Origin of the sequence: Rouxiella sp. S1S-2 (assembly GCF_009208105.1) — a bacterium.
Lineage (GTDB): Bacteria > Pseudomonadota > Gammaproteobacteria > Enterobacterales > Enterobacteriaceae > Rouxiella.
Genome location: NZ_WFKL01000001.1, coordinates 3,533,979 through 3,560,273, shown reverse-complemented (window position 1 = coordinate 3,560,273; position 26,295 = coordinate 3,533,979). Strand labels below are relative to the sequence as shown.

31 protein-coding genes are annotated in these 26,295 nt (G+C 48.3%); 10 read left to right on the top strand and 21 right to left on the bottom strand.

Annotated features, from left to right (window positions below; all coding sequences use genetic code 11):
- Positions 1–8: 8 nt before the first annotated feature.
- From GA565_RS16415 to GA565_RS16330, 19 genes are all read right to left on the bottom strand, one after another.
- Positions 9–1,883, bottom strand: coding sequence for a type IV secretory system conjugative DNA transfer family protein (locus GA565_RS16415; RefSeq protein ID WP_152199405.1), 1,875 nt, complete (start codon positions 1,881–1,883; stop codon positions 9–11).
- A 749-nt stretch (positions 1,884–2,632) separates the two neighbouring features.
- Positions 2,633–2,938, bottom strand: coding sequence for a hypothetical protein (locus GA565_RS16410; protein WP_032693540.1), 306 nt, complete (start codon positions 2,936–2,938; stop codon positions 2,633–2,635).
- Positions 2,939–2,956: 18 nt separating this feature from the next.
- Positions 2,957–3,259: a TrbM/KikA/MpfK family conjugal transfer protein gene (locus GA565_RS16405; protein WP_152199403.1), complete on the bottom strand. Its 303-nt coding sequence runs from the start codon at positions 3,257–3,259 to the stop codon at positions 2,957–2,959.
- Positions 3,260–3,308: 49 nt separating this feature from the next.
- A complete protein-coding gene (virB11, locus tag GA565_RS16400) occupies positions 3,309–4,337 on the bottom strand; it encodes a P-type DNA transfer ATPase VirB11 (protein ID WP_152199402.1) in 1,029 nt (342 codons plus the stop codon).
- Complete coding sequence (gene virB10 / locus GA565_RS16395; protein ID WP_152199400.1) at positions 4,327–5,631, bottom strand: VirB10/TraB/TrbI family type IV secretion system protein; 1,305 nt, start codon at positions 5,629–5,631, stop codon at positions 4,327–4,329. The genes virB11 and virB10 overlap by 11 nt, the downstream gene beginning before the upstream one ends.
- Complete coding sequence (virB9, locus tag GA565_RS16390) at positions 5,628–6,509, bottom strand: P-type conjugative transfer protein VirB9 (protein WP_152201569.1); 882 nt, start codon at positions 6,507–6,509, stop codon at positions 5,628–5,630. Before virB9 ends, virB10 begins: the two co-directional genes overlap by 4 nt.
- On the bottom strand, positions 6,509–7,192 hold the full coding sequence (locus GA565_RS16385; protein WP_152199398.1) for a virB8 family protein: 684 nt from the start codon (positions 7,190–7,192) through the stop codon (positions 6,509–6,511). Before GA565_RS16385 ends, virB9 begins: the two co-directional genes overlap by 1 nt.
- The gene (locus tag GA565_RS24640) at positions 7,185–7,325 is read right to left on the bottom strand and encodes a hypothetical protein (protein ID WP_009635182.1); all 141 of its coding nucleotides are present in this window, start codon (positions 7,323–7,325) and stop codon (positions 7,185–7,187) included. Before GA565_RS24640 ends, GA565_RS16385 begins: the two co-directional genes overlap by 8 nt.
- A gap of 89 nt (positions 7,326–7,414) precedes the next feature.
- A complete protein-coding gene (locus tag GA565_RS16380) occupies positions 7,415–8,446 on the bottom strand; it encodes a type IV secretion system protein (RefSeq protein WP_152199397.1) in 1,032 nt (343 codons plus the stop codon).
- Between the two features lie 73 nt (positions 8,447–8,519).
- Positions 8,520–8,795 (bottom strand): EexN family lipoprotein, encoded by a 276-nt coding sequence (locus tag GA565_RS16375; protein ID WP_115657485.1) that lies wholly within the window; start codon positions 8,793–8,795, stop codon positions 8,520–8,522.
- Between the two features lie 10 nt (positions 8,796–8,805).
- Complete coding sequence (locus GA565_RS16370) at positions 8,806–9,525, bottom strand: type IV secretion system protein (protein ID WP_152199395.1); 720 nt, start codon at positions 9,523–9,525, stop codon at positions 8,806–8,808.
- Between the two features lie 23 nt (positions 9,526–9,548).
- Positions 9,549–12,296 (bottom strand): VirB3 family type IV secretion system protein, encoded by a 2,748-nt coding sequence (locus GA565_RS16365; protein WP_152199394.1) that lies wholly within the window; start codon positions 12,294–12,296, stop codon positions 9,549–9,551.
- An 11-nt stretch (positions 12,297–12,307) separates the two neighbouring features.
- Positions 12,308–12,586: a TrbC/VirB2 family protein gene (locus tag GA565_RS16360; protein ID WP_152201567.1), complete on the bottom strand. Its 279-nt coding sequence runs from the start codon at positions 12,584–12,586 to the stop codon at positions 12,308–12,310.
- On the bottom strand, positions 12,586–13,233 hold the full coding sequence (locus GA565_RS16355; RefSeq protein ID WP_152199393.1) for a lytic transglycosylase domain-containing protein: 648 nt from the start codon (positions 13,231–13,233) through the stop codon (positions 12,586–12,588). The genes GA565_RS16360 and GA565_RS16355 overlap by 1 nt, the downstream gene beginning before the upstream one ends.
- Positions 13,234–13,301: 68 nt before the next feature.
- Positions 13,302–13,523, bottom strand: coding sequence for a hypothetical protein (locus GA565_RS16350; protein ID WP_024359933.1), 222 nt, complete (start codon positions 13,521–13,523; stop codon positions 13,302–13,304).
- 396 nt (positions 13,524–13,919) lie between these two features.
- The gene (locus GA565_RS16345; protein WP_015689816.1) at positions 13,920–14,129 is read right to left on the bottom strand and encodes a TraR/DksA family transcriptional regulator; all 210 of its coding nucleotides are present in this window, start codon (positions 14,127–14,129) and stop codon (positions 13,920–13,922) included.
- On the bottom strand, positions 14,119–14,706 hold the full coding sequence (locus GA565_RS16340; protein WP_152199392.1) for a DUF2857 domain-containing protein: 588 nt from the start codon (positions 14,704–14,706) through the stop codon (positions 14,119–14,121). Before GA565_RS16340 ends, GA565_RS16345 begins: the two co-directional genes overlap by 11 nt.
- 14 nt (positions 14,707–14,720) lie before the next feature.
- Complete coding sequence (locus GA565_RS16335; RefSeq protein WP_009635172.1) at positions 14,721–14,915, bottom strand: AlpA family transcriptional regulator; 195 nt, start codon at positions 14,913–14,915, stop codon at positions 14,721–14,723.
- A 139-nt stretch (positions 14,916–15,054) separates the two neighbouring features.
- Positions 15,055–15,975 (bottom strand): hypothetical protein, encoded by a 921-nt coding sequence (locus tag GA565_RS16330; RefSeq protein WP_152199391.1) that lies wholly within the window; start codon positions 15,973–15,975, stop codon positions 15,055–15,057.
- A 202-nt stretch (positions 15,976–16,177) separates the two neighbouring features.
- Here GA565_RS16330 and GA565_RS16325 point away from each other — a divergent pair, with 202 nt between their 5' ends.
- From GA565_RS16325 to GA565_RS16295, 7 genes are read left to right on the top strand one after another with little or no spacing between them, the layout of a single operon-like run.
- Positions 16,178–17,128: an AfsA-related hotdog domain-containing protein gene (locus GA565_RS16325; protein WP_152199390.1), complete on the top strand. Its 951-nt coding sequence runs from the start codon at positions 16,178–16,180 to the stop codon at positions 17,126–17,128.
- A 15-nt stretch (positions 17,129–17,143) separates the two neighbouring features.
- Positions 17,144–17,374: an acyl carrier protein gene (locus GA565_RS16320; protein WP_152199389.1), complete on the top strand. Its 231-nt coding sequence runs from the start codon at positions 17,144–17,146 to the stop codon at positions 17,372–17,374.
- Between the two features lie 4 nt (positions 17,375–17,378).
- A complete protein-coding gene (locus tag GA565_RS16315) occupies positions 17,379–18,608 on the top strand; it encodes a beta-ketoacyl synthase (RefSeq protein WP_152199388.1) in 1,230 nt (409 codons plus the stop codon).
- An 8-nt stretch (positions 18,609–18,616) separates the two neighbouring features.
- The gene (locus GA565_RS16310) at positions 18,617–19,306 is read left to right on the top strand and encodes an HAD family hydrolase (protein ID WP_152199387.1); all 690 of its coding nucleotides are present in this window, start codon (positions 18,617–18,619) and stop codon (positions 19,304–19,306) included.
- Positions 19,307–19,334: 28 nt separating this feature from the next.
- Entirely contained in the window at positions 19,335–20,360 is a 1,026-nt protein-coding gene (locus GA565_RS16305; protein ID WP_152199385.1) for an aldo/keto reductase, read from the top strand.
- Positions 20,361–20,372: 12 nt separating this feature from the next.
- Positions 20,373–21,560, top strand: a complete 1,188-nt coding sequence (locus GA565_RS16300; protein WP_152199384.1) for an MFS transporter — start codon at positions 20,373–20,375, stop codon at positions 21,558–21,560.
- Between the two features lie 11 nt (positions 21,561–21,571).
- The gene (locus tag GA565_RS16295; RefSeq protein WP_152199382.1) at positions 21,572–22,279 is read left to right on the top strand and encodes a PHP domain-containing protein; all 708 of its coding nucleotides are present in this window, start codon (positions 21,572–21,574) and stop codon (positions 22,277–22,279) included.
- A gap of 29 nt (positions 22,280–22,308) precedes the next feature.
- Here the strand turns inward: GA565_RS16295 and GA565_RS16290 are convergent, their stop codons facing one another.
- Positions 22,309–23,196, bottom strand: a complete 888-nt coding sequence (locus tag GA565_RS16290) for a LysR family transcriptional regulator (RefSeq protein WP_152199380.1) — start codon at positions 23,194–23,196, stop codon at positions 22,309–22,311.
- A gap of 366 nt (positions 23,197–23,562) precedes the next feature.
- Here GA565_RS16290 and GA565_RS16285 point away from each other — a divergent pair, with 366 nt between their 5' ends.
- From GA565_RS16285 to GA565_RS16275, 3 genes are all read left to right on the top strand, one after another.
- The gene (locus GA565_RS16285) at positions 23,563–24,120 is read left to right on the top strand and encodes an OsmC family protein (RefSeq protein ID WP_020439356.1); all 558 of its coding nucleotides are present in this window, start codon (positions 23,563–23,565) and stop codon (positions 24,118–24,120) included.
- Between the two features lie 182 nt (positions 24,121–24,302).
- Positions 24,303–24,872, top strand: a complete 570-nt coding sequence (locus GA565_RS16280) for a TetR/AcrR family transcriptional regulator (RefSeq protein WP_024359925.1) — start codon at positions 24,303–24,305, stop codon at positions 24,870–24,872.
- Between the two features lie 16 nt (positions 24,873–24,888).
- Positions 24,889–25,230, top strand: a complete 342-nt coding sequence (locus GA565_RS16275) for a carboxymuconolactone decarboxylase family protein (protein WP_032693558.1) — start codon at positions 24,889–24,891, stop codon at positions 25,228–25,230.
- A gap of 127 nt (positions 25,231–25,357) precedes the next feature.
- Here the strand turns inward: GA565_RS16275 and GA565_RS16270 are convergent, their stop codons facing one another.
- Positions 25,358–26,260 (bottom strand): LysR substrate-binding domain-containing protein, encoded by a 903-nt coding sequence (locus GA565_RS16270; protein ID WP_032693559.1) that lies wholly within the window; start codon positions 26,258–26,260, stop codon positions 25,358–25,360.
- Positions 26,261–26,295: the final 35 nt, after the last annotated feature.

Genomic DNA, 26,295 nt, shown 5'->3' with positions numbered 1-26,295 from the left:
TTCCCCCTTTAAAAATCCAGCAATGATGGGTTTTCCTCTTTATCGGCGTTCGGTGTTGTTGTGTCTTCTTCGTCCGTATTATCAAAAAAAAGATCGGGTCGCGTTGTGGTGATATCCGTCTTTGATGCGGGTCCGGGGGAAGTTTCCTCCTCGTTAAAATCCAGGGTGATATTTACCGTTGCGGCGGTGGCGGCAATCGCGGGCGACACGGCACAAATCTCCAGTTCGCGTTTTTTCACCCTGATGGGCGAAATCAGAGAAGCAGACGGGAGTGCTTTTGTCGTGAAGATGAAGCTGACAAAATCGGGTAAGTTCAGGATCATATTACTGTCGGTAAAGAAACGCTCCGCCTGCCTGATGGTGCGTTCATCGTCGATAGTCTCTGTCAGCACGGCATCGGTTTTCGCTTTGCGGACCTCATCATCGACTAATATGGTGCCTGACATCCGGGCCACCCATTCAGCGGTGTCAGGATCCATGACACGATAAACCAGTTTGAATTTAGCGTTCTCAACGACTGCGCCGACAACGGCGTCGCCTTTCAAATCTGCCGGACAGTCTTTTAAATCGGCAATCGACTGGTGGTCCATAATAATATGCACGCCTTTATCGCGTGCCGCGCCTAAGCCTTCCAGCGCGGGCCTGGATAAATGGTATTTCAGTTCGGAAAGATAAATAGCAATGGGGCGGGGCACGTCTTTCACTCGCTCGCGCCTTTCTGCCAACTGGTACAGGCGAACCAGCAACATGCGTTGAGTGGTAATGATTTTGCTGTTGCGCATTGAGCCAATCACGTAGCAGCAACCGCCTTCCTCAAATATCGTATTAAGCGAAAATCCTCTCGGCGCATTAATGGCATTGAGCAAGGCCAGCTCTTCAATTTTCCCGAAAAAGGCTTTTATTTTATCTGCAATACCCTGAACGTAGTCTCCGTTATAAACATCCCGAATGGTTGAGGCTGTATTTCGGGTGACAAACTGCGCGGCTATCCGGGCCGCTTTCCGGTCGTCAATGCGATAAAAGTCTGACTCCTGACCTTTCTCTGCCAGACTGAAACCGGCAACAAAAAGCTCTTCCAGTTCATCGGCGGTGATCTCTTCAATCAGGTTAAACTGGTATTGGGGTTTTCGCAGGTCAATCAGGGCAAAAGGTTTGCCTGCATCCTCGCAGGCTTTCCGGTAAAGGTGGGGTGCCCATTCATCATCCTTGGGATCCATAACAAATACGCCTTCACCGGCAAGAATGCTTTGATAAAGCAATATCCCGGTGGCAACGCCTTTACCGGCTCCGGTGGTCCCGATGATATCCGCGTGTTGTTTTTGCCAGTCGTTTAAGGGCAGGTACATCGGGTATTTATTCCGGTCCATACCGATGAAAATACCTTTATTGAGATCAATATAATCCAGCGGGTCATAATGCAGCGTTTCCGGCAGCAGGGATTTCACCGTACGGACATCGGTGCGTAATTCCCGTTCAAGCGTTGTTTTCCTCACGAGGTGTTTCTTTATTTTGTCTAATTCAGGGGTTAATACCCTGCGCAGCAGAATATGTAAAATAAAACCCGCTACCGTAAAGGTAATCAGCACTGGCCATGCCAGAACGGGAATACTGGCGACTACTTTGTCTTTATAAAGCCACTGGAAAATCCAGATAAGTACCGGCCCCATGGTACCGGAAAGAAAACACAGCAGGGAAAATGCGATAATCAGTTTTTGCCACAACGGGGCTTTTTGCCGTTCATCGCTTTTCATCGACACGAAAAACGGCATCGTCAGCCCCGATAACAGCGCCAGCATCAGCTGGTGCTGTAGCATAAAAGCCATGAAGCTCAGCGCGCCATTCACTATCGGCGACAGTGAAACGGCCAGCTTATTCAAAATCACGATGCTTCCTTCGTCAGCAGTTCGCCCCATGATATCGCCCCATCAATTCGCCCCACGGTGTCGGGCGAAAAGGTGGGGCGACCGTCAGGGACGAAGAAGGTGGCCGCGTTGCGGCCATGTGCAGGTAAACATGCTTCCCTGCACGAAACGGCGTGCGCCAGTACATGCGGGCTGGACGCCCTTATTGCCTGTCACATGGGGGTAATGTCGCGGCTGAACGCCTCGCCAAAACCCCCGAGGTCACAGGCGGCACACCGTCGCCCGCTACGCGCGACCACCCCCTTTAAGACGGTCGCTTTCGCCTTTTTCTTCCCTTTGCTCGTTCCTCGCAGCGGGAATAAAAGGGAAGCTGACCTTTAAAGAGGGTGGTCGCGCCACGCTACCGGCTTTTGGCCGGAGACTTAGCCGCGACGGTGTGCGGGGCGATGCCCCCCAAATAAACCGCTGTCGTGGGCGACAGCTTTTCGCTCGCTGGGGCGGCGAAATTTATTCGGCTCCCCCCGGCCGGCAAAATCCGCGTGGGCGCGGCTGTTTGCCGGTGAGGCGCGGCGCCTGAACTATTTTCGCTCCTTAACCCGCGAAAATAATTCTGTCCGCTGCCTCATTTTTACGGCCCGCATTTCTTCACTCCTTAATCCGTGAAAAATGTGCTATGCCGTAAAAACCTGAAAACCACCACGCCTCAAGCCGAACTCGGCTGAAATATTTTGGCTCTATAGGAGACCTGCGAATAAAATTAAGGCAGGGGGTTAATATTGGCTCTCGCGGATTTCCCTCATGATGTTGGAATAACACTGACGACTTTCTTTAATGCTGGTTTCATTCAGCGTAAATCCACGTAGGTTAGCTTCTTCTGTCAGCGTTATTCTGTCGGTGGCGTTCAGCGTTTGCAGCAACTGCAATAACCGGCAGACAACGCGATAGTGATAAATTTCATAATAAAGGCCGCATCCGTGCATTGCCTCATTTTCAATGTGCTCAATAACACGGGCTGCGCGCATGGAATCCCCGCGCTGACGTGTCCAGGGATGCTGAATAAAACCCGGTTTGGTCATAAAGATAACCTCCGCTAATTAACCACGCATGCGGCCAAATTTACTGATAATCTGGCTGATAATTGCCGGGTCTGCCGAATCACACTCAAGTAAGAACGATTTTCTGGCATCGGCAGTATGGTCCTGCAGAAAACCGTGCTTGTTCTTTTTCACGATATTAAAGAATGCACGTTCGGCCGAATGGCATTCATTGCCGCCGCCGTTCCCGGTGGCTTTACCGTACATGCATAACACCACTTCACAGGCGTCAGCGGGCATGACGGAGGTGGAACATGACGCCATAATGCAGAGCAATAATGCGGAGGATATTGCTTTTTTCATTTCGGTCACCTTCATATTTAAACGAGGGTTGCATAATTTGATAAGTTATTTACTGGAGTCCTTTGCTGAATACACCTCTCATGTTATTGAGATGAAGTGATTTAAAATAAACATCACTCATGCGGCGTATGTCACCGTGAATATCAATGCTGACTATCACATCAATGCTCTTAAGCACCTTGCGTAACAGCACGTCGAAAGGCATGTTCCGGCAGTCAGGGTTTTCATAGCACCGGTCAATTAACCCTTCAATACATTCTTCCGGGCTGCTCGCATGCAGGGAGGTTATCAATCCCTCATGCCCGGAACCGACGATTTTCAGCGCATCCCAGGCTTCTTGTCCGCGAATTTCAGCCAGTAATATCCGGTCAGGGTTCATTCGATAATTGGCGCGTATCAGTCTGCCAGGCGTAACAATGGCATTATCCCCGGCATCCGCCGGATAAAAGAGATGGACATAATTGGTGTGGTGATAGAACCGGATTTCGGGGTTGTCCTCGATGGTGGTCAGCCTGAGGTGCCGGGGAATATAGTGCAGCAGCGTTTTCATATAGGTGGTTTTACCGGAGCCGGTTTCACCGACGATAAAAATCGTCTTGCCGTATTCCACCGCTTTTTCCATAAAGCGGGAAATATCCCCACCTTGATAATAGCGGGTCAGTTCAACATCTTTGCCTTCCGTTCGCTCCTGACCGCTTACCCGGTTATAAAATCCCGCATCAATCCATGACTGATGTGTTTTCTGCCCGAATGAGGGTTTGCGTAGCGTAATAGACACGGTATTACGCTCACAGGCCGGGGGAATAATGGCCTGAATGCGCTCGCCTGTCTCAAGCGTGGCGGAAAGGATCGGCGAGGTGTCGTCGATATTATCGTCCTGCCACGACGCCAGCGCTCTGGCAAAGGCGTAACACTGACGCAGCGTAATCGGGGCTTCATGTCTTCGCCATTTCCCCCTGGTTTTGGTATGCAGTTCACCCGGCCGGTTAACGGCAATATCCGTCAGGCCGTCCTGCGCAATAAAATCACCAAACAGCTGGTTTTTCATAAAATCCAGCGACAGGTTTTCAGCGTTCATACCACCTCTTTTTCAGTCGCAGCTGCCAGACGGATGAGAAATCAATGTCGGTGCCGGTCATGATGCCGATGACATCACCCTGATTCAGGTACAGGGTGGGCGGGATATTGATGCTGTTGTCCAGCGTCGTTTTCGCCATTTCCGCCGTGGCGGCGCGGGTGTTTTCGGTGTAGTCGGTATTGCGGTCTTTCCCCGGTGCAGCATCTGACGCCGCCGCTGCCACGTCCTGCACGGTACTGAGCATCAGTGCATTGCCGAAGCGCTCCCAGAAGTGATTGTCGATCCAGCCGGCTATCCCCGCCTCGCCGAGTGGGCCGCTGGCCTGCGTATTGTTGAGCGGGATTTGCAGGCTGCCGGGCTCAGGCGTGCGCAGCTCCGTCCACAGCACAAACATCCGGCTGCGTCCGTGTTGCAGTGCCCCGGTGCGGTAGATGCCACGGGCGACCGTTCCCGCCGGGATCAGCGTCACATGGTTGCTGGCGCTGTAAACATCTTCACTGATCAGACAGGAAATATGCCCCCCGACATCGGACACGAAGCGCCACATCATCGAACACGGGATATAGCGGTCCACCGGGATATAGAGATCAGGATCGAGACCCAACCGTCTGACGCCGGTGACACGGGCGACGTCTGGATTGTCGTTGTTACCCGTTTCCGGCGCGGCAGTCTCCGGGCAGCGCAGGCGGCCATCCTTACCTCTGGTCAGTACTGACGGACAGGATGTGTATGTCGTGGATGATGACGGACTGTCGGACGTTTCTGCGTTGCTGCGCGTTTCACCCGGGGACGTGCGTGTATTATCGCCCGGCATTGTTCGGGCGTTGTTCAACCCGTCAGCCAGCGCAACTGCCTTGTTCAGGTCGGGTGGGGCTGGTGGCAGGGTGGGTGCGGAGGAGACGGTCTGGCTGACAGGGGCTGTTCCGTCCTGTGTGTGCGGCCCGAACAGGCCAAACGGATTACTGTCCATCCCCAGATTTTGACGCTCATGAAACGTCTTCCCGGCGGAGGGCGGCGGCGCGGTGTCGGCTTCTTTCTCATTACCCCCTTTCAATGCACTGAAAAGACGATCGCCGCCGGATGCCAGGACGATCACCAGAGTCAGACTCAGCAGGCTGACGATCAGCGTGCGGCGACCGGATACCTTACGAAAACGGGTCACTTCCGGCTGGCCGGGGGGTGTTCTTTGCTCCGGCTCCTGATACGCCATTGCCGCACGGGCGCGTTCGCGGGCTTCCGCTTCCCGCTCTGCGGTGGTTTTTTCCGGTTCGTCCGGGACAGGTTTATCGGTCATTTGGCCTCCAGCGTAACGGACGGTGAAACAGTGTCGTCGCGGGTTATCGGGATGCGCCCGAATCCGTCGTTTTCGATCCCCACCACCGAAGTGCCGTAACGCAGCACCAGTTGTGGTGATGCCGGCACCACCATCACGATGTAATTACCCTGCTTAACCGTCCGGGGCGTGACTGCCTGCTCCCGTCCGTTAACCACCCGGAAAACGGAAGGCAGGGTTCTGAGGGGGGAAAAACCGATATATGCAAAATGACCATCATCCCAGGCAAAATCCGGTGCGATGGAGGTCGAACCGGCGGCTACCCGTTTGGTGTAGCGCCAGTTGCGTGGCATGCTGGCCTGTCCGAATGCTGCCGCTATCTGCTGCTTCTCCTGTCTTTCACGCTGCTGCGTCTGATGCTCGGCGCTGGCGGATTGCTGGCGAACCTCGGCCGGATAGTGGTAACGGATAACGAACGCCTGCGCGGGGGAATCGTGGTCCAGCACGTTCAGCTCCAGGCTGTAATCACGCTTTGATGTCACCACGAAGAGGTTGGTCTTCCAGTCCTTTGCCGTGGGCAAAAATACCTGGCTGACGTTGTTGCCGCTGGCGTCCGTCACCGGCTGGGTGATGGGGTTCGGGCTGACGTCCACCCGGTTATCACTTTTCGTTACCGTCCAGCCTTTGGGAAAGCCCGCTTGCGCGTCAGTCACGGTCTCATCGTCGTCAAACAGCAGCGTGGTGACGTAGCCAGGGCGGGTATTGACGACCGTGGCGTTCTGGCTGTTATACGATACGTTCTGCATCCGGCTGTCATAGGCGCTGCCGCGTGGGGTGGCGGCGCTCCATGTCGCGCATGACGCGAGTAAGCCTGTCAGGAGCAGGATGTTTTTCAGCATCATTCGCTCCTCAGTTCTTTATCGTGCTGGTAGCTGGTGACGATAAAGCCCAGCGGGTTCACTTCACGCTGACTGTCCGTCAGTTGCTGATGCGGGACATAACGATAAGTGAGGCGGATATTCCAGAAGTCCGTTTTCACTGAGTTATCAGAAATACGGCGGAGGGTACGTTTAATACGCAGTGTTGCCAGGTTATCCGGCCCGGTGGCAGGCGCATGGACATTAGAAATAATGTCGATATAGACGACATATTCGGCTTTATTAAAAATAACGTCCGGAGCCTGGTCGCCATTAAAACCGTCCAGATAATCCCGGTTCACGCTGTCGCTGTTAAATAACTGTACATCATCATAATCACGCTGGAGGGAGAAATAATTATATCCCTCACGGAGCCTGACATAGTGTGCCGCCAGTGAATGCGCCAGCGCTTTTTCAGACGCAATATCCCGCTCTTTAATGCGGGTCATATACTCATAACGACCGGTCTGTTTGTCCACCGACCACAATTCAATGTCAGTGGTTTTCAGCGGCAGCAGAATAATCATGGCCGTAATTGCCAGTGCAGCCAGAATCAGCCCGGCAGCGGCCACCCGCCAGGCAGTTTTGCGGGAACGCTCTTCCTTTTCCAGCAGGATGGATTCAAAAGAGCGCGAGACATTGATGATGCGCTGAATATCAGACATGGTGAGTCAGCTCCTGGATCATGGCGGGGGAATTCACCGGCTGGGGATCGCCGGACACCGGCGGGAGGTCGCCCTGATGCTGCGCGCAGCCCGTAAGCGCACACAGCACCAGAAGCAAGATGCTGAATTTCATGGAAGCCTCTTATCGGATAAATGCAGGAAGGCCGCACCGCTGGCAGAGGCCACGGCGTGACGGAGAAAACAAATTAGTGGTCGGGAGGATTAACGGTGACGCTGCTGATTCTGGCGTTTCATGCTTTCGATGGCGGTGGCACGTTTCTGCCAGGCGTTCCCGGCTTTGCCCGCACCAGCGGCAATGAACCTGCCGGTTGTCGCGGCTGCGGCCAGGCCACCTTTGGCGGTCAGTCGGCCCCCGGCCTTTATGCCGGGTCTGGCGACGTCGGCAGATTTGCTCACCAGCCCGCTCAGTCCGCTCATGGCTGCACCCTGTAACACGGCCTGCACGGCTGCACCGCTTAGCGCAGTGGCTATTTTCGCTGAAAAATACACCACTACGCCTGCTGCAATCCCGGCCAGCAAACATTGCGCCGCCAGGGTCACCATATTGCTTTCAGCAGACGTTGCTGTGGCGGCATCCAGTATTTTATTCAGGTAGTTGATGGCGATCCGGACAGACAGGGCAGAGAACATGATCGTTAAGATTGCGGTAAATAGTGTTTTCAGCCAGTTATCAAACATGGGTTTAAGAAAACCGTACAGCAGGCAGAAAATAAAGAGTGGGGCGGTGGTGGTCATTAACAGAATGGTGATTTCGGCGAGCAGGTTGACAAAGGTTGCAGCCAGTAACAGAAAGATTGCACCGCCCCAGACCAGCACCTCGGCAAAACCGCCATTCACTTTAACGTAGGTGGAGGTATCGAGATTAAACAGCGTTTGCCCCAGCGCTTGTGCCTTTTCCCACACCGTGTCGAGCAGTGCCCAGACATTATCATCGCCACTGATGCCGTCCTTAAGCCCTTCAATGGCCGCAATGATGGCATTCAGCCAGCCATCGCGGTTTAAAACAAAGGTGGTGATCAGCAACATGCGCCCCACATCCCAGACAACATCTTCAACCGGTGTCTGGAGTTTGCCGCCAAGCGTCTGATACCCGCGATACGTAATAAATAGGGTGAAGGAACTGACGATAATCACACTGATTAGGGTGCCGTAGGTAGAAGACTGACCTCTTAACACGGCGTTAAGTCCATCCATGATGTTTTTGTCCATACCAACAAAAATACCACCGGACATGGTGCCTCTCATTAGTCAGGAACAGACAGGGGATAAAAACAGGGAGGGATCCCTGTTTTTGTTGGCGGGGACCTTACTGAGTGACGGATTTTCTTTTTTGGGCTTCCTGCTGAAACAGCGTCTCGAATTTTTCCCTGATGCCGGGTTTCCCTGTCTGGGCAAACATTAATGCTGCCCGGTGCGCAAACTCGCAGTTGTCGCTTGCCTCACCATCCCTGAGGCATTGCATATAGACCTTATAGGTTTCACCGGGATGTTCTTTATACCAGGCTTCTGATTTCGTCTCTTTACAACCTGATAAGACGAGCATGCCTGACATGACGCACAAGGTTAATACGGGTTTTAACATGTTAACCTCCCTATAGAGAGTTCAGATCGGCAACGGGCGCAGTTAACTGCTGTTGCTGAAAGGCCTTCTGTTTTTGCTGTTCCAGCAGCACTGTTCGCTGTTCAGTCTGTTTGACTGACATCTCCCACTGGCTGGTCAGCGCGTTTAATTGTACGCTTTTGGCCGCGATGGCGTTAGCCAGGTCCTGTGACTCTTTCGAATCCTGCGCATTAGCAATACGGTCTGATAAATCTGATATATCGTCGAGCGTGCCCGTGATCTTGTTTTCAACCTCGGACGTATTTTCTATCGCTACGGCCTGATTCAGGATCATCTGTTTGCAGCTGTCCAGATAACGCTGCGAAGAGCTGGACGGGTTACAGGTATCGAACGATTTATATTTGTTATACAAGCTATTAAGTTCAGAAGAATAAGAACCGCTTTGGTTGCTCAGCAGGTCATCCAGTGAAATGCCGTTCTGACGGAGATTATCGATATCGGTTTTCAGGCTTTTTGCCTCGCGGAGAAATGCCTGAACGTCCCGCACGCCCGTTGCCGTGGCTAATTGCTGCTTGTAGGCATCCAGTTCACTTCTGTAATGGGTGACGGTTTCCTGCCACTGCTGGAGTTTCTGGATCCACTGATTCATGGATTCGGTATTCTGTACGGCGTCGAATACCGGTATTCCGGCACTCGTCGCCCGGGTGGAAATCAACAGTGATAATACCAGTATGATATCTCTGAACCGCATTTTCATTACCTCCGTCATGAATATTACAGGGCTTTTTCAAGGAAGGCGGCTTTCCAGTCCTCAGGCTGCATTCCTTCCTGATAAACGGTGTCGAACAGTTTCAGGTTGTCTTCGCTCCCGCTCAGCATTTTGGTGAGTTTCCCGAGGCCCGATAAATCCATTTTCGCCATCGCCACAAAAGGCCGGGTTTCACCTGCGCGTAACGGCGTTTTCAGGACCACCATAGAGCGCTCACCCGGATCGAGGTTTCTGACGATGTCGTACACGCTTTCCGGCACTTTCATCTTTTCCACGTAATCCGCCCGGCTGGCCTTCGGGTTGGCGAGAAAAATCTGCGTGCTGCATTGTTCAATAATTGCCGGGGCAATCGGGTGTTTGACGATTTCATCAGGCGACTGGGTGGCGGGGACGAAGATACCGTTCAGTTTGCGGATCACCTTCAGCATGTTGAGTGAGAAGCGGGAGAATTCGACATCGGCCAGCCATTTCCAGAACTCGTCCATAAACATCACCAGCCGGCGACCGTCCAGCAGGCTGGTGACGCGATAAAGCAGATAAAACGTGACGGGGCCGCGAATATCGTCATCATCGAGAAATTCCGTACCGTCGATACCCACGTTATCAATGTCGCTGATGTTGAAGGTGTCCTCCTCATTGTCGAATACCCAGCCGAACTCGCCGCCCTGCGCCCACTGTTTAAGGCGAATACGTAGCCCGTTGATGCGGGCGTCGGTGGTTGGCGGCTCCGGCAGGACTTCCAGCAGCCGGGTGATACCGAACTTGCGGTATTCAGGCGGGTAGTCGAGCATAATGGTATCTACGGCGGCACTGATCCGCTCCTCATCGCGCGGATCGAGCGGCTTGCCGTTGCGGCGGCACAGCATACGTACCAGTCGTTTGATAAAGCTGATATTCCGCCGGGTTGGGGCAAGCGAAAACGGGTTAAACCCGGTGGGAGTGCCGGTACGGATACGGAAGTAGCGTCCGCTCATCTGGCGTATTACCATCTCCGCCGCCCGGTCCTTGTCGAAATACACCGTTGTGAACCGCTGGATTGTGGCTGAGGCGGAGAACGTCGCCGGATTGCGGTACTTCTGCATCAGTTGCTGCATCATGGTCATCAGCATCGTTTTGCCTGAGCCGGTTTTACCGATAATCGCTGTGTTACCCGGCGTTTTTTCGTTGAAGTCATTCCGTCCGCTCTGGCTGTCGTGCAGGTTCAGGTAATATCCGCCGCCGCCGGGGGATTTGAGGATGGCGATGGCATCTCCCCAGGGATTGCCGTTTCGTTTGTGAGGATGAAAATTGTGCAGGCTCGCCAGGTCGGCAAAGTTCTGGCTGCTGACGGCCACCAGACGGGGGCGCAGCGTATACACCCCCGGTAGTTGCGCCAGGTACGCGGCGGGCAGCGACAGCGTGGACAGCGTTGTCATGATGCCGAGGTCGGCGAAAGGCTGCGCCAGCGCGTTGGTATCCTTCACCACCTGCTCTGGGCTGTCTGAAGATACCAGCAGGGAGAAGTGGTATTTCCCGCAGGACACATGCCCGGACTGGAGCAGGTCACGCAGGACAATCAGCTCTTCACGCTGTGAAATGGCGTCGTCATCCGCCGAATTCAGGCGCTTTTCCGCCAGACGAATATGCTTCTGCGCCTCATCGCGGGCCATGCAGGTGAAGGACTGCGTCAGCACGTACTCGCTTTCGGCATACAGCAGCGCGTCCAGCAGGCCGGTCGCGGTTTCAGGCGAATAATCTTTGATTTCCAGACTGCGGAAAAAGCGGGAGCCGCCGACTGTCTGGCACTCGGCAGTGTCGGTGGTAAAAAAGAGATCCGGCGTGCTTAACGTTTCATAAAACGGCGCACGCGTGACCGCCACCTTTTGCCACTGTCCGGTGAGCAGGCGGTGATAAAAGGACAGCTGGGCGGAATACACCCGCCCGTTGTCTTCATACATCCCCAGCGCCGTCGCCGTATAGCGGGACAGCGCCGAATCCAGCGCCTCCCGGTGTTCCAGCATCACTTTCAGGGCATCATCCAGCGCCGCTTTGCGTTTACCCGATGGCTGCGCCTTCATGGCCTGTTTCTCAAGCGGAGAGAAGGGCACATAGCAGACGGTGAAAAACAGCCGGTGCCGCCAGAACGGCTTTTCGTTGATCGGCTGGTAATACCGCCGGGTCACTTCATCAGAAAAGGGAATACCTGAATTCGCGTCAAAGCCATCGTGGTATTTCTCCCGGATACGGTGAAGATAGAAAGTGACCGGCAGACCTTCATACGCACGAATAACGTTATTGAGATGCGTCGCCATTAACGTCAGGTGGTGTTCGTCCTCGCATTCAAAAACGGTGCCCTCCAGCTCCCAAGTGGCAACCAAATCACCCTGGCGGTTTCTGATGACGTGCGGGTGAATATGGGAGGAATACGGAATGTATTTATCCAGCGTAACGCGCTCGTTTAACTTCATTTTTTCAATAAACTCCGAGACGTCGACAGCGTCATAGCGGTTTGCCAGCAGGGCATTGGCACCAAAATGTTTATTGGTGCCAAACCGGCCACGGGTTTTAAAGGCCAGCCAGAGCAGCCCGAAATAGTGAATATCGGTTCTGGCCTTTGCCTTCATCTCCAGCCAGGCGGGAATAAGCAGTAATATCAGGTAATAGCTGACATAGACCGCCAGCAGGACGATGGCCCCGCTGACCATCACGAACGGCACGAGAGGAATGCCGGCTATGGCGGCAGGCCGCGTCAGCGCTTTGTTCAGCGTAGCCATCGTTACCTCCCTTATGACGCCCAGTAGGCACCGAAACCTGACGCACCGACGATAAGGATGGCGCCAATGATGACGTTGCGCATGTCATGCAGGCTCTTGCCGTCAAATAAGACTTTGTATCCCACCCACATGGTGGCCAGCGTGATGGTGACGGCGGCCAGTCCGAGCAGGCCGGTGGAGGTGTTACTCAGCGTCTCATTGGCTTTATTAAATCCGCTGTCTGCTGCCAGCACCGGGCTTGCCATTAACAGGCAAGTGAGGACGGGCCAGTCATACTGTTTTCGTTTCATCATTGTTCCTCCTGGGGGCCGGGAATGGATAATGTGCCGCGTATCACGGCATTGGGGTAGCGCAGGGATATCAGAACTGGCGTGGCGTTATCGTTAAGCTCGCCACGCATGACGGCGGTGGGGTAATGGATTTCCGGCGCGAGCATTTCGGCGGGAGGTCGCCGCCGGTCTTCCCGCGTTGACGGCACGGCGTAGCCGATGCGCTGGATGTAGCTGGTGTGGTTAAACGCGGATTCCGGCTGTTGGCCGGTCGTGAAATTTCCCGAGTAGTAGCAACTGAGCGCACGCTTGAGGGAACCGCCGCGGCGGTAGCAGTCGGTGAGGATGCGCTCAAAAACGGACAGGTTGGTACAGGGGTTAAGAAGGTCACGGGCACTCACGCGGTAATGACGGAAATTGGTGCTGGTGATTTGCATCAGCCCGACCGAATAGCGTCGGCCCTTTGCCGCCAGACGTGCGGTGAGGCTGACCGCCTCATCCTTACTGGCGGGGAAATGTGAAGTCACGCCTTTACCACCGGGCATAATTTCGGCGATGGCATATGGATTCAAACCGGATTCGACCCGTGCCACATCAAGTGCCGTAGAAGGGTGAACGCTGGCGGCGCACTGCATCGCCAGCGTAAGAAAGGCTGTGGTGGATAGCATGGTGGCCTCTTAACAGTCAGCCCGGCGGGTGTGTACCAAGCCCCTGCCGGAGGAAGGTCAAAAGCGGATTAAGCAGAGGCGGTATCCTGCGAAATGCCGCTATCTTCTCTGGGTTCAAGCAGCACCAGCTTGCCGGAGACAGCAATACCGGGTGTCAGCATGATATTCAGGCCAGACTTACCGTTATGAGCGAACGCCACGCCAACCCTGGTCCAATACGTGTTTATTTCGCCCTGTGCATCGGGTTGACTTTCTTGGGTGACAAATACGTGATAAATGGGTTTTCGCATGAGACCTCCTCTACTAAAAACAACGATGAGTTAAATAAATGTCACATCCCAATTCTGCATTCCGGTTTTAACGGGTCAGCGAGAACATTCAGCGGCACCCTGAATTGTGGTTTCGTGACAGCCAGAACCTTATTTTTAAAGAGCAATGCCCGATCCAAGCAAATTAACGTCAATACGGGTAAATATTATGTAATGAGGTTTTCAGGATCAGATATCCGGGGCGGTATATGAACGATAAATTCAAAGTTAAAATGAGAGAGATAAATTAGCGGTGGAGGGGGATAAGCTTTGGGGTAAATAAAAGGAAGTGAAATATCTAATAAAGACAACTGTGGATTTATAGTTAATGATAGAGACATGCAGGGAAAATATTCCTGCATGTCTCTGTGACCATTATTAACGTCTTCGGCGTTCAAGTTTTTCCTGACATTCCGTGCAGGTGGTTATGCCCGGCAGTGCCAGCCGTCGCTTTTCAGGAATGGGCTTACCGCATACACGACAATGGAATAATGATGGCGTAGGCCCTGGCTTAAAACGACTCTGTTCAATCATCTCCTCCAGTCGTTGCTCATTAAATTCCTGATCGCGGTCGATCTCATCCGGCATGTGCGGCCCTCCGGTCTGACGCCTCCCGCTCGCAAAGTGCGATACGCTTCCAGACGATGGTCAGTGACAATCCTTCGACTTTCGCCAGCAGGGTTTGCGTTACCTGCATCATGGCGTCCAGCGCATCGGTTGATTCCAGACTGGCCACACGGCATTGTTGCCATTGCAGCCAGATGGCCGCATCCGTATCTTCGTCCGGCTCTGGCGTCCGGCCATAAGGCACTCGGACGCCCAGTAACCGGCGGCGAAGGCAAACTTCGTTGGAGGTGAGGCCAAAATACTTGTTGAGTAGCGCAATTGACCCCCCAAGCCGGATGGCATGATTGATACGTTGTTGCTGCAGAACCTCCTCACGGGATTTAGCCAGAAGCAGGTGTAATGCGTCGTGATGAACCGTCACAGCCAAAAACTGCGCAGACTCCCGACTGATGATAAACAGCTCGTCCAGTGATAATTGGTTGAGGGCATTCATTTCATCGAAAGTGAATCCTAGCGATTCACAGTGACGAATGTTGCCCTCCTTCAATGCATGTAGGGCATCGGTTAATACGGCGTAATTAAGTGACGGGATAATCATGGTGTTTTCTCCCTTCAGCCTATTGAACGGCGGACTAATTTAATATTGATCCATTCGTCAATTTCCGATTCGAGCCAGGCGACACTGGCCGGGCCAATCTTGATTGAGCGGGGGAAGGTACCGTCTTTCATATACAGATAGATTTGAGAACGCTTTAAGCCAGTTTTTTCTTCAACCTGTTTCAGACGTAATAACTGATGAGATGTCACGGTATTCTCCTGTGGCAGATATAGCGCTAGCCGGGAGATAACACGACAACACAAAGTAGTGGTGTGGAGAAAGTTGATGAGCCCGTATTACGGCAACTCGATCCCTTAATACGGACTGTCATAGCAAAGGGACATCATCTTACTTTTGTGTATTCATGGACGGGGGCGAGCCGCGTTCAAGGGCAGTCTTCAGTGTGTCGCCACTGAATCGTTCAGTAATGCCCTCCTCCGAAGCCCATTGTTCAAAAATGGATAATAGTTTATACGGTTGCTTGATTAACGGACTAATCGCCTGATTATTTTTACAGGCAAGCCAGAACATACGAGATAGTGGTGTCGATATACGTGTTGAGGTCGCTGTGGGTGTTTTTTTCTTAAAGAAAATATTGATTATTTTATCAAGTTCCGAATGCCGAATCACAAAACACGCATCTTGTGGTAAGTTATGTATTGGGAAGTACCCTTTTTGCTGACACCGATTTTCGTATGAAATATAAACTTCAATCTCCTGAGCGACATCCTCTGGTAGTTTCATTTTTTGCTGTTGTATCCTTTCATGCCATGTGTTTTGTTCAAATACTTGGAATAATTCCCCGTTGATACTAACGGAAATGCCATAATTCATATTATTCACTCCATTTATAGGGAGAGGGATGTTCAGTGAGTAGGCAAGTAGACGTTGCACAAGGACATATTCATATCCCAATAAGGGAGTGTCAATAATCATTTGCAGAGGGTGAATGTATTTACCTTCGGTACTGATAGTTAAATTTCGGCTGCTAATGAAACAGTGCTTTTCGAGTAGGCATAGCCTTTCAATCAGTGAATTACTTGTAGGTCTAAGATTTATTTTTTGATTCGTCACGTGAACTTTTCTTAATGCAAGAGGGGATTGGAAGTATATGGAAAGATAGATGTTCCCATATAATGCTTGGCGATAAATGTCAAAATCATTGATTCTAAATTCTGCTGTTGCGTTTATTAAATCAACAGCTTCGTGAATAGTTAACCAGTTTGGAGTCCTATTTATAAAACTTAGGTAAGAGTCATTTTCTGGCATAAAGCATCTCCTTCCGAACAATAAAACCAATCAGTGAAATTGGCCGTATTATGAGATTGATGGGCTTTATTGATTTTTAGATATAAGAAAAAACTAAATAGTGTGATGACATTTTGTTATTACGCCATAGAAATTATTCATTATACGTCTGAAGTGGTGTGCGTATAAAATTCAACCATTCTAAGGTGGAGGCCTGTATAGCATGAAGTCTGTTACTGAAGTTGAAGTAAAAGAAGAGCCGTTACTTGATCAGCGATTACTTCACAAGAATGAACAAAATGAGATTTTTTTATCTTTTTGCAATTCGTCTAACTCCACCGAATACTTAGCTCATGCCTTGTTACACGAACATCATTATTACAATGACCATGCTAGACCTCTGACTGATCTTATGAATTTGTTAGAATGTGCTAGGCAGGCTGAAACATATATTGTTCACAAATATGAAAAACAACCACTAGATACACGATTTATTTTAACTGAGTGGGCTTGCAATTTTACCGCGAACTTTATTCCTACCACTGACTTATTAAATCATTATGTTAGTTTGAAAATAGTTACAAGTAATACTCGGCGAGTAAAAGAAAAGCTTCTTTCTCAATCATATAATATTGATGTTTATCAAGACCATCTACATATAGCAGATGTGTATATGTCAGTCAAATACATGACAGACAATGCCTATTGTGTTGTGCGGAAAGAAAAAATCAAAGCTTACTCATCAAAGTCAATTACAGATTTTGATAAAACAACGAGAATAATCCCTCAAAGAGTGTTTCGCAGGGGAGAAAACAATGTTGTCGTGAACATGCCTATTTTTAATGAAAACCAAATAATTTCAAAGCTTGCTGTAAATATGGATAATACAGCTTATTTTGATCATGCTCAGGACCATTACCCAGCAATGGTGTTGATGGAGGCAGGTAAACAAAACTGCCAACTTTGGATATATGAATTTGAGGTGGGTAGATTTCCTGTTCTAATTGAAATGAAAAGTAAGTTCTTTCATTATGCAGAACTTGATAAAGATGTTGAAATTATTTCAGTAATAGCTTTAGGTGTTTCAAATAATATAATGGTATTTAATGTTCATTTGAGGCAGGGAGGAGTGGATATTGCCGAGATGCAATATTCATTCAATGTAATTGATTAGTGCAGAGGTGATAACATGGATGCGGTAAAAGATAAAGTTGTCGAGATTCTTGTAGGGAATTTTGGACTTAATGAGGAAAAGGTCAAGGAAAATAATGACCTTGAAAGCCTTGGTGTCGATTCCATTATAACGATTGAAATTCAGCTTGATTTGGAACGAGCGTTTGATATTAAAATTCCGGATGGGGATATTCTTCCTGATTTCACAGCAAAAGATATTTCAGATTATATTAAAAATAAGGGGTGAAATTATGTTGGATAACAACACCCGTATTGCTGTTACCGGGACTGGTTTAGTGTGCCCCGCTGGAATAAATGTTGCTGCAAGTTGGGATTTTTTCCTCAGTGGTAAATCAGCGGCACGAAAATGCGAGAAATTGGAAGGGCTTGAAATTGATCATGCCTGCTGCATTCCGGATTTTGATCCTGATAAATTTCTTGGACGTAGTCTGGCAAGGCGTATTGACAGATTTATTCAGTTGGCGCTAGTTGCATATCGCGAAGCAGTAGCGGATGCAGGGCTTGATCCAAAAACATGGAATGGCGCACGTGTTGGAGTGGTGGTAGGAAACTCACTTGCCGGGATTGAGCGATTACTGCATGAACAGCAGGTTCTCCAGTCAGAAGGTGATCGGATGGTGTCACCTTCTACTATCCCTGGCGCAATGATGAATATGGTTGCAGGGCAGATCGCCATTGACTGCCATGCAACTGGCCCCAGCTTACTTGTGAGCACTGCTTGTGCTTCTGGTATCACGGCTATTGATACGGCCTGTAATTGGATTAAACAGGGACTCTGCGATGTGGTAATTGCTGGTGCTTCTGAAGCTCCAATCGTTCCTTTAATCGTTAGTGGTATGAATCGTCTAGGAGCTTTGTCCAAAAATCCCGACATCGCTCATGCAAGCAGACCTTTTGACCGAGACCGCGATGGTTTTGTTATTGGTGAGGGAGCCGGTTTTGTGGTTCTGGAGTCCAAAAAACATGCTATCGCGAGGGGGCAAGAGGTACTGGCTCTTTTAAGTGGAACGGGTCTTACAACGGATGCTTACCATGTAACCACACCTCATCCTCAAGGGGTGGGATTGTCAGCAGCCATTAAGCAAGCATTGAACAACGCGGGCTTACAAGGTGAAGATATCCAGTATGTCAATGCTCATGGGACTTCCACTCGCTTGAATGATGTCACTGAGGGCCGAGTCATTGAAAAAGAAATTGGACGGCATGTCTCTGTAACGTCATTAAAGGGGGCAATCGGGCATACATTAGCAGCAGCTGGAGCTGTGGAAACAGTAATGACTATTCTTTCTGTTAAACATGGGATCATTCCACCTACAGTAAATCTCAGTTCTGTAGATCCCGAAATTAATCTTGATGTTGTTTACGGAGAATCTCGCGAACTCAAAATCCGTCATGCCTTAAAACTATCAATGGGATTTGGTGGCCATAATGGGGCACTTATCATTTCTTCTAACGAATAGGCCTGAATATGAGCATTTTCAATAAGATCAAACTCGTCGCTGTTGACGTTGATGGTGTACTTTTAACTGATACCTACAGCCCAGCAATCAGATCTTTTGTTGAACAACACGGAGGTGTTTATACACCAGAGCTGGAAAGACAGGTCTGGGGCTCTCCTCATATTGCAGGTGGGCACAATATGTCGTTAGCATGCAAACTGCCATGGTCGGCACAAAAAACTATAGAAGCGTTTTTTCAACATCATGGGAAGTATATTGAGGAAAATCCAATAGAAGTTGTGCCGGGTACGGAAAGTTTTCTTGGTCTTTTACAGGAGTTTAATGTCAGAGTAACCTCATACGGCGGACGGACAAAGGAATATATTTTTGACAAACATATGCCTTCGTTAAAAAAATATTTCGATAAAGAAAAGCCATATGTCGATACTAACTCCATTAGGCCTGGTGTCATGGAGATCACTAAAGATATATTTCATTTAGACTTTGATGAGGTCTTATTTATTGACGATATCAATAGAATGGCTGAGGTCGCAAGATACTACAGAACTGGTTTTATCGGAACTCCGGTAACAAACTATCAAAAAGAACAAATGCAGGAAACAGGAGTGAAGTATATAGCTTCATCAGTGGCCGATATTACAAGGGATATGCTAATTCAAATCGATCAGGAATTGGTTACAGAAAAACACTGGTTATGAAATTAAATAATTTAAGGTGTAATCGATTATGAAAAAAATAAAGCTTGGACATTCTACTTTGAATGTTACAGCCGAAGGTTATGGCTGCATGGGATTGTCCGAATTCTACGGTCTGACGTCAGAAATTGATGCAGAGAGAATGCTCGAGCGAGTCATTGAGAAGGGAATTAACTTTCTCGATACTGCAGATATCTATGGATATGGACATAATGAAAAACTTCTCGGTAAGGTTCTGAATAAACACCCTGAAGATGAGATTATTTTGGCGACAAAATGCGGAATAGTTAGGGATGTTAACAATCCTCTTTACCGGGAAGTAAATAACAGTAGTGATTATATTTTAAGCTGCTTTGAGAGGAGTTCTGAAAGGCTAGAAAGAAGGATTGATTTGTATTACCTGCACCGGGTTATTCAGGATCAGGATATACTCAGAGAAGCCATGACGACAATGTATCAATTAAGGTCTGATGGCAAAATTGGTGCTATCGGTCTGTCAGAAGTTAACGCCGAAACCATCAAGCTTGCGCATGAGTTGTTGCTGAAGTTGTCGGATGGTGAATTTGGTTTGAGTGCAGTTCAGACAGAATACTCATTGATGTCCCGTGATATTGAAAATAATGGTCTCCTGGAGACATGTAATAATCTGGGAATTTCTGTCGTTGCATACAGTCCTGTAAGTCGGGGATTGCTTGGAGGGAAATTACAGGATCTCAATACCCTCTCAGAAAACGACTCCCGACGTTACCTACCGCGTTTTATGGGAAGTAATCTTAAAGCAAACAATGCCATCGTTGATGAGTTTAGGACATTTGCCAAGAACAATGGAATTACTCCTGCTCAGCTTGCACTGGCCTGGATAATGAACAGCGAGCCCAAGATCATTCCAATCCCGGGAACCCGGACGCCTCAATTCCTAGATGAAAATATTCAGGCTGCTGACATAACGTTAACCCCAGAACAGATTTCAACTATCACTGATATCATATCAAGTCATGAAACTGCAGGCACACGTTATCCTGAAGAGTTCATGAAAGCCTACGGCATGATTAAATAAACGGACAAGTGCATGACTGAATTAATTAAATTGACAGATGAAAAATCGAGGTTACCCGTATTTAAACTCGGCATCATAGGCGCAGCTCTCTTCCTTTCAATTCTCACTGAGGCGCTTCCTGCAGGATTTCTTCATTCACTGGAGCTGACTTTCAGTGTAAGCGCTTCCGAAGCGGGTCAATGGGTGACTTTGTATGCCATCGGTTCACTGTTGTCGGCTATTCCTTTAACACTGGCAACACAGCACTGGTCAAGAAAAAAACTATTATTAATTACATTGGCAGGGTTTGCTTTATCAAATGCTGTCACTGCTGCAGTTGATTCGTTTATTGTTACGCTTGTCGCCCGCTTTTTGGCTGGAATCTTTGCGGGTCTCTTATGGGCACTGGCTGCGGGCTATGCTGGCAGAATGGTGGCTCCGGCTCATCAGGGTAGGGCGATAACAATTGTCATGCTAGGCGTTCCACTGGCGCTTTCTCTGGGAGTTCCTGCAGGAACATTTTTGGGAAATATTTATGGCTGGCGTACTATTTTTTATACTATGACGGTACTGGCCGGTTTGCTTTTTATTGCTGGTGCATTCACTTTACCGGATCAACCGGGAATAAGTCATGCAGAGCGTATTTCTGTTGGTAAAGCGGTATCTATACCAGGAATTAAAACAATATTATTAGCGACTTTTATTTTTTCACTCGGTCATAACATGATGTATACATATATTTCTCCGTATTTAATTACATCACTGGATAGTAAATTTATCAGTACATTTCTGTTGGTTTTTGGCGTGATGGCAGTTATCAGTATTATAATTACTGGTGTGTTTATCGACAAGCATCTTAAGTTTCTTACATTGTGCGGATTGTCTCTATTCATCATGTCGTCTTTGTTATTTTCTTTATTTCATGACAACGTTTATTTCGTTATGAGCGGTGCACTTTTATGGGGGTTGGGTTTTGGTGGCGGTGCAACATTATTTCAGACTGCATCTGCACGCACTGCTGGTAATGCTGCTGATATAGCGCAGTCTCTTATGGTAACTATCTGGAATATGGCAATTGCTGGTGGCGGTCTTGCAGGCGGTTTATTACTGGATCAGTTTGGTATTTTATCCCTTCCTGTGGTGTTAACAGCACTATTAATATTTTGTCTTTTTATTGTTAAGATAAGTAAGGCTCAAGGATTTTTACGTATATTGAACTAAAAGAGGAATATATGAATCTGTTGATCGACTTGCATATGCATACTCATGCAAGTGCACATGCCTACAGTTCAGTGTTTGAATACATCATGGAGGCTAAGCGTAAAAATATGCTGGCGATAGCAATAACGGATCATGGACCTGCTCTTGATGATTCCTCTCACAAGTGGCATTTTCTTAATATGAATGCTATCCCAGAACTAGTAGACGGGCTCCGAATTTTAAAAGGAATTGAAGCCAATATTTATAAGGACAGCAGTATTGATTGCGATAACCTGATGTCTGAAAAACTCGATTTTGTCATGGCGGGATTTCACGATGCAGTGTATCCCCCATGTTCTGATGTAACAAAAAATACAGACTGTCTTATGAAAGTGATAAATCATCCATCTGTGAAAATTATCGTTCATCCTGGCAATCCGAAGTTTCCTGTTGATTACCGGGCTATTGCCACTGAGGCTGCCAGAAATAATGTCGCACTAGAAATAAATAGTGGTTCTGCTGTTGCCCGCAAAGGGAGTTCGGCAAACTGCCGTGAGATTATCGAAGAAGTTAAGTCCGCTGGAGGATATGTTTCTGTCGGTTCGGATGCACATTACTGCTCTCAGATGGGGAATTTTGACCATGCGCTGAAACTGCTGGAAGAACAGCAGTTTCCAGAAGAGAGAGTCTTAAATTCATCTCTTATGATTACATTGTCTTTTCTTGAAATTAAGAAGTAATTATATCTATAGTTACTTCCTTTTTGAATCTAAGAGTTTGAGTTTTCACTTTGATTGTTTTCAACCACACTGTTAATGAACTCCGTACGTAGAGGAATATCTACTTTTTTATTCCATGCAAGACCTAACACCCATTCACTATGAAAGTCTGTTAAAGCTTCACACGAAAAGTTGGATTTTAAAAATGAAATTATACTGTGAGGAAGGAGCGTGACCCCCATACGTGATCCAACTAGAGCCAGCACGCTATACACATTTGTCAGATATTGAACAGGTTTCTTGTCGAGGTGACGATGTTTAAGATAATCACTGATGACGTGATAGAGTTCTGGATTACTGATTTCACTTAGTAAAATAATATTGTGCGTGTCGATTAAATCATCGATACTTTTCTTTCTGTTTTTTATATCAGGATGAGTCACAACGCATAGGTAATCGTTACCAAGTGGCATGAAAGATAAAGTATCACCTTCTGTTTTTCGCATAAAACCTAAATCAATCCGGCCTTTAAGTAACTCTTGTTCTTGTTGTACTGAAGGCATTTCAATAAGTTTTATATTAATATTTGGATATTGGTTATTGAATGCATTAATAATATTGGGGATAATATTTAGAAAAGATGAGGTATATCCAATATTAAGATTACCAGTTTTGCCTGTGCGGATTTTTTTTGCGACACATAAAAAGTGATTTATTTGTTCATCAAGCACTAGGGCATTCCGGTAAAGCATCTCCCCTTCCGCGCTCAGTCTTGCACCATGATTATCACGTTCAAAAAGAGATAAATCTAATTCTTGCTCAAGAAGGTTTATCTGCTTTGTCAGAGCAGGTTGAGTAATGAATAGTTTCTCAGCAGCTTCTCTGTAGCTCCGACTTTGAGACAGTATAATGAACGATTTCAGTAGTTTATTATCCAAACTATATAACTCCTTACTTATTCGTGCTTTAAGCAATTATCTGATTCGATTATTACAGCCCAGTAGCGATAGGGCTGAGTTGCACACTGCATACCTCAGTGCGGGACAGAAGTGCAGGGGATCTGTTCCTTTGTTGATTTACACAATCCGATGTTAAAAATTTCTTCATCAGTAATATAATGATTCTTCTTAATGATTTTTGTTTATAATTCATGAGCTTACGATGTCTCCATGTTATGTCTTCCAAAGCGAATATCAATAGTAGTAGACAATTTTCTTATCAAAGAGTAATCTACCATCTAGTAGGTTGGTGCTGAGTCGCACATACCCTACATTTAAAATTACACTACATCTTCAGGAGTTGTCATGACTAATTCAAAAAAACCTTTTGCTGACGCTAATGTTATTCGCGGTACACGAGAAGCTATTCGCCAGCAGCCAGAGCTGGGCAATCTCACCTTTAACATGAAGAGTAAATCCAACGGTGGGGTATCCGTCCGTGTGGAAACTCATGCGACTATCCAGAACGGCCAGGTTGATACCAGTCGCTCCGGAAAATTTGCTAATGTTGGCGATGAACCTGCTGATTTATCGGGTACTGATAGCGGTATGGGCCCAGCTGAGTACATTTTGCAGGCACTTGCCGGCTGTTATACCGCGACTCTGACTGTGATGGCGGCAGAAAAGGGCATTGAGCTTGATGGTATTGAACTTGACCTGAACTTCGACATTAATCTGAACGGTTTCCTGGGTCTTGACGAAAAAGTTCGCAACGGGGCGAAAGCGATCCGTGTTGGCGTTAAGCTCTCCAGTCCGACCGCCAGCCGTGAACAGCTTGAAGAAATGGTTCGTGCACTGCCAGAAAGCTCGCCGATCCACGATACGTTGGCGAACCCGGTCAATATTGATACTCGGTTGGTGTAGGTAAAGCTCAGAGAGGGAAATGCCTGAACACTGTCATTTCCCTACTGCCTGATGGCTATTAACTCCGACCAAAACGCGTTATCAGAAAGGTTAAATTACTGTTGTGAACTAATGTCCCCTTGCAGGGAACAACAGGCGCAGATAATATCTACCAACTAGTAGATTATAATTGTGAGGATTATATGTCAGTCATGACACGAGAAAGGCTTCTGAATGAAGCGGACCATCTGATGCGCGAACGGGGTTACTCTGCATTCAGCTATGCTGATTTGTCAAAGAGCATTGGTATCACTAAGGCCAGTATTCATCACCACTTCCCAACCAAAGACGTTTTGGGCGAACAAGTGGTGATTCAGGCCCATACCGATACCAAAAACCGATTTGAACAGATTGAAGCGACGGAGAATACGGTTGCGCAGATGCTTACCGCCTATGTAGAGCTTTTCATCGAAAGCTATCGCACGTCGCGTATGCCGCTGTGCTGTGCTTTGTCTTCGGAAATGGCCAATCTGCCACCGAATATCAGAGTACAGGCGACCGAATATTTCGATATGCAGATTGCCTGGTTGACCAAGATTGTCAGCCGTGGTGTTGATGCAGGGGAGCTGACTGCTGACCTGCTGCCATCAAAAATGGCTCTGCTTATTTTGAATTTATGCGAGGGCGCTAGCGTTGTTTCCCGGGCGATTAATAAGCCTGAGCTTTTCAACGATACGCTTGAACAGATCCTAATGATTGTTAAAAGAAAATAATTCTGGATATGACCCCATGTTAGATTGGAATGAATACCGCTCAGAAGTGATGCAACGTGTTGGTGATCTGGGTAAGTTGACCCCGGAAACACTAAAAGGCGTCATGGCTTTGGGCAACGCCGGCAATAAGACCAACCTCCTGGGCGCGAAAGTGCGTGAACTGATTGCACTGGCTTGTGCGGTGACGACTCGCTGTGATGGTTGCATCGCCGTCCATGCCGAAGCTGCCGTTAAAGCTGGCGCCACAGAAGAAGAAATTGCTGAAGCCCTGGGTGTGGCAATCAACCTGAATGCAGGCGCTGCCGTTGTCTATTCCGCACGTACGCTGGATGCGATTAAGCAACTGAAAGCGCAATAGTTATCGCGTTGAAAATATAAAAGGGCATGACTGCCCTTTTTTCACTTCTGACATACATTTTCATCATGCTCTCTGGCATTAGGTCTGATATGGCTTACATTGCCCTTTATCAGAACGAAAACAGACTTTATTCCTCGTTAAACACATTTCTTACCCATTCGGCCAAAGCCTGAACGCCCGGTCGGTTAAGGTTTTCTCGTGGCATAATGAGGTCATATCCTCGCCCGGCGGGTATTTCTATTTCAAAAGGGGCAATCAGTCGGCCCTCATCGAGGTAATGTCGAATGAGTCGTTTTCTGCCCATGATGATACCGCCGCCATTGAGTGCCGCTTCAATAGACATCTGACAATTGTTGAAGCTCAAAAAATTATCTTCAACAGGCAGGTTTTTGCCAGACTCCCTGCACCATTCTCGCCATTCGGAAAAAACATTCTGGGAGTCAACGGATTCAGACGTATGAATGAATGGGACTTCAGCTAACCAATGGTTTGCTTGCCTGATTTTTTTTGCAAGAGATGGAATACAGACGGGAACCAGCGTCTCTTCAGATAACCGTTCGCAGTAGAGATCGGGGTATTTCAGATTACTGTAGTAGATAGCGACATCTACTCGTTCGAGATTAAAATCTACCAGACCGGCTCTCACTCTGAAATTGATATTCAGCCCCGGCCACCGTTCGGTAAATACCGGTAAGCGCGGCATCAGCCAGAGAAAAGCGAAGGTAGGTGGAAGGCCGACAGACAAGGTTCCTCTTAGCCCCTGCACGCGAATATCTTCTATTTCATCACTGATGCGTTTAAGTGAAAACGCGAGTACGCCAAGTAAACGCTCCCCTTCATCGGTCAACTGAAGCTTTCTGGTCATTCTAATAAACAGTCTGAATCCGAGCATGGATTCAAGAGAACGAATGCGTTGGCTAACGGCCCCTTGCGTCAGATTGAGAGTAGTCGCCGCCTTAGTAAAGCTCATATGCAGTGCTGCCGTTTCAAACGTATGCAATAGTGCCAGTATGTTCTGTTGAGCGAGCATTCATCATTTTCCTTCTTAATTTTCTCTTATGCATT